Source organism: Sphaerospermopsis kisseleviana CS-549 (assembly GCF_028329225.1).
GTDB lineage: Bacteria > Cyanobacteriota > Cyanobacteriia > Cyanobacteriales > Nostocaceae > Sphaerospermopsis > Sphaerospermopsis kisseleviana.
In genome coordinates this window covers 1-3674 of sequence record NZ_JAQMTI010000189.1, presented here as the reverse complement: position 1 = coordinate 3674, position 3674 = coordinate 1, and the positions used below count along the sequence as shown (strand labels likewise).

The 3674-nt window shown below is 41.1% G+C and carries 3 protein-coding genes; 1 reads left to right on the top strand and 2 read right to left on the bottom strand.

Annotation, left to right across the window (positions count from 1 at the left end):
• Positions 1-59: 59 nt before the first annotated feature.
• Positions 60-2180, bottom strand: coding sequence for a pentapeptide repeat-containing protein (locus PN497_RS15530; protein ID WP_096566181.1), 2121 nt, complete (start codon positions 2178-2180; stop codon positions 60-62).
• Positions 2181-2258: 78 nt separating this feature from the next.
• Entirely contained in the window at positions 2259-2612 is a 354-nt protein-coding gene (locus tag PN497_RS15525) for a hypothetical protein (RefSeq protein ID WP_096566182.1), read from the bottom strand.
• Between the two features lie 557 nt (positions 2613-3169).
• Here PN497_RS15525 and PN497_RS15520 point away from each other — a divergent pair.
• Entirely contained in the window at positions 3170-3601 is a 432-nt protein-coding gene (locus PN497_RS15520) for a hypothetical protein (protein WP_096566184.1), read from the top strand.
• Positions 3602-3674: the final 73 nt, after the last annotated feature.

Genomic DNA, 3674 nt, shown 5'->3' with positions numbered 1-3674 from the left:
GTCCCCAGTCACCAGTCCCCAGTCACCAGTCCCCAGTCACCAGTCCCCAGTCACCAATACTATGGACAATGGGAATGAATACCGCCCTTGGTACAAATGAAAGCTAGTTGCTGGGCATCTAAATTTTTAGCATTGCTAAAATCGACACCTTGGACTACGGCAGCTTGTGAACCGAGATCAGAAGTTTCTACAAACCTATCTCCGGGATCTTGTTTACCAGGAAAAAGTATAGTTCCTTGAAAATCTGCACCGTCCAAATTTGCCCCTCGTAAATCTGCACGACTGATATCAGCATTTCGTAGGTTGGCATTTTTCATATTGGCAGAACGTAAAACAGCACCAGCAAGACGAGCCGCACTGAAATTAGCATTGGTGAGATTAGCATGATCTAAATATGCTTCAGATAAATCTGCACCTTGCCAATTGGTGTTAGTTAAATTGGCATAAGATAATTGTGTACCTATGGCAGAAACACGACCTAACTGAGCAGCATACATATCTGCTTCCATTAATTTTGCGTCGCTGATATCTGCCCCTGTGAAAATCGCATCTTCCAAAATTGCCTTTTGCAAATCACTACTGATAAGTTGGGTACTGCTGAGGTTAGCACCCACTAACCGGGCATGAGATAAGTTAGCTTTATTCAGGGTAGCGCGGCTTAAATCACTGTGTTTCATTAACACACGACTAAGGTTGGCTTCGTTGAGGTTGGCTTGTTTGAGTTGAGTTTTAGTCAAATCAGCAATGACATCATCATAAGTATCCCAGCGCCCATCTTCACCTGCACTACGGAAGCGACTACCTTTTAATTGAGCTTGGTTAAGATTGGCAGATTTAAACACAACTCCCGATAAATCAGCATTTTCTAGTACCAAGTTAAATACAGAACTTTCTTCAAAGCTTTTTGCACCCAGTTGGATACTACTTAAATCAATGTCATTAATTTTGCCACTATAGACAGACAAAATCTTGTTGATTGCCTGTTGGTTAAGATTTAATTGTTGTTCTCTGATATTTCCGAAATTGCCGCCTGATTCGAGTTCCCCAGCGAGAAACAGATTCATGCGTTTTAATTCTGGTAAAGCTTGAATTCCAATATTTGCCAGTGCTTGTTGAATAGTATCTAGGATGTTAGGGTCAGTTTCCTTCACCAGTAGATCCACTAGAAATTTGATAGATTGTGTATCATTAATACCACCCAAGGCGAGAATAGCCCTTTGGCGTTCTTCGTCGCTGACACCAGAATCAGGATTAATTGGTTTTACGAGTTCGAGAAATTTTTGAGTGTTAACCAACTGGGTTTTCCGCAGGTTTTCTTGGGTTTGGATGTAAATTTGTGTGCCTACTAAAGTTGACAACACAGCAATCATGCTGGTTACACCAACCACAAACAAGATAAAATTAGGACTGCGGGCTATTTTTAGTTTAGGGATGGACTCCTTAATAGATGTATCTGTTGGTTCTTCATTTTCTGGCTGTGGCGGCTCGCTGGTATTTTCTACAGGTGTTTTGATTGGTTTGTTGATGTCTTTAACATCTATGGTATATGTACCTGCCAACTGATCATGGAAGGCGCGACGACGTTTTTGGGAAGTCCAACCCATGCCTTCACCTAGCACCAAAACAATAGCTAAAAATGTGAATAAGCCTAAATCTGGAAAAGCAAAGCTGTAGCGCCAGAGGATATAAGCAATGGCAACTGGACTAGTCCAGCGCCCTAGCCCTTCACGAACTACAACAGACCTTAAACCAGGAGCTTTACCCTCATCATTAACAACCCGCACCCCAAACCAACGTTTGGGAATGGTGCTGCCGGTTTTACCCAGTAAATACAACTGCCATCCTGAGAGGACCAGAGGTGTTAAGAGGGCGATAGTCCATAAAAAATTAGTGGGACTGGTAACATTACGAATACCATAACTAATTGGTAGGGCTAAAGGCCGGGCGATCGCTCTTTCTGTGAGTACCAACACCGGATTTAAAGGTACTCTTTGCAGATCGCTACGAGAATTGGCATAAACACCAATGCCAAAGGGAATTAACCCGCTGGCTACCACTAATGTAATTTCTGCTGCCCAAGCGCCTAAACGCCTTGTTGCTAAGGGCAGGGATTTAACTTTTTCCGGTTTTTGGGACTGATTAGATTGATCAATATTTCTCCTCACGGTTGGGGTAGTCATTGCATAATTTCCCTTTGATTCTATGTTTACGCCAATCTATACATCTATACAAGTTTTTGGCGGCGCGGTTAAAATAAGCTATTGCTTACGTTGCAAGCTATTAGACACCAAAAATTTGTATCCAAGATACACTAACCCCGCCAATAGTGCCAGACTGATCACAGATGCTACCAATCTAAATACTGTTTGCAGTACCATGAAGCCCAAGAGTATTCCTACACCAGTAACGGCAAGCTTTTTTATCCCTGATAAACCTTGAAACCAAATTTGAAAACGCTGAAAATTTCGGTTTAATTTAGCAAACATAGTTTGATTTGGGTAATACGTCTGTTTTTGCGTCTCTTGTGAGTTGGGTTGGGTGGAAAATGAACTTATTTCCGCCTCTAGTTGTTCCAAACGACGCTGCAATTCTTCTTCTGGTTGAGGATTCATAATTTTTTTACCCCAGCTATAGATTCTACAACCGACCAAGTATATCCATATTTGGGGGTTGTGTTAGTGATTTTAGCTAATATCTATATGTAGGGAATGGTCTTGAAGTCTTGTCGTGAGGCTTAGGAGTCAGGAGTCAGGAGTCAGGAGTCAGGAGGAAGAATCAGAAGCAGCTAAGAATAGTCTGGAAGAAAGGAAAAGTGATTGGTTTTTGATGGGTTAAATTTCTATTCCTTGGACTATTATCGCTTTTATCTCCCTAAATCTCTTGCTTTCTCTAGGTTTTACATTTATTCAGCATCCCATGTACAAAACCTCTGTAGGTACGGAAATGAATGTATCTTGTCTATAGCCAGAATTTTCTACCTCTCCTGTGTCAATTCAGGATATTTTTATGCTGAGTTACAAATTCACCCAATTTCCAAATCAAAATTAAATAACAACTCAATAAAAATTGATACTTGAACATTGGGAACAATATACCATTGTCTTGAGTCTAATAAACCAGAATATATAGCACTATATTAATCTATCAAGAGTCGGGAGCATGAATAAAAATGAAGACATTAAAACTACTGACTTTTGTTCCCGCAACTTTGGTTATGAGTTTGGTATTTAACCAAGCTGTTTTAGCACAAACTCCATTTATCCAAATTAACAAGCAACTCCCGACAGATCCTTTGGTTGTCAATGGCATATCTGGGGGAACAGTTCAGAGTAATTGCGGGAATATTACCACTCAACCTAGTCAAGTTCTTCAGGTACAAGAATCTTTACCTTATTTACGCTTAACTGTTGAGGGACAGGGACAGCCTACAATGTTGATTGATGGACCAGGGGGGCGCTTTTGTGTGTTGGCAGATAATTACTCTGCAAAGAAACCAGAACTGTCTGGTTTTTGGCAAGCTGGCAATTATTTACTGTACGTAGGTAATTTATCCCCAGGTAAACATAATTATGCTCTCTCTATTTCTCAACAAAAGAATTGAGGGGACTGGGGACTGGTGACTGGTGACTGGTGACTGGTGACTGGTGACTGGGGACTGGTGACTGGTGACTGGT

Coding starts and splice junctions, on each gene's coding strand:
- PN497_RS15530 (WP_096566181.1), bottom strand. CDS start 2,180: ATGACTACCCCAACCGTGAGGAGAAATATTGATCAATCTAATCAGTCC.
- PN497_RS15525 (WP_096566182.1), bottom strand. CDS start 2,612: ATGAATCCTCAACCAGAAGAAGAATTGCAGCGTCGTTTGGAACAACTA.
- PN497_RS15520 (WP_096566184.1), top strand. CDS start 3,170: ATGAAGACATTAAAACTACTGACTTTTGTTCCCGCAACTTTGGTTATG.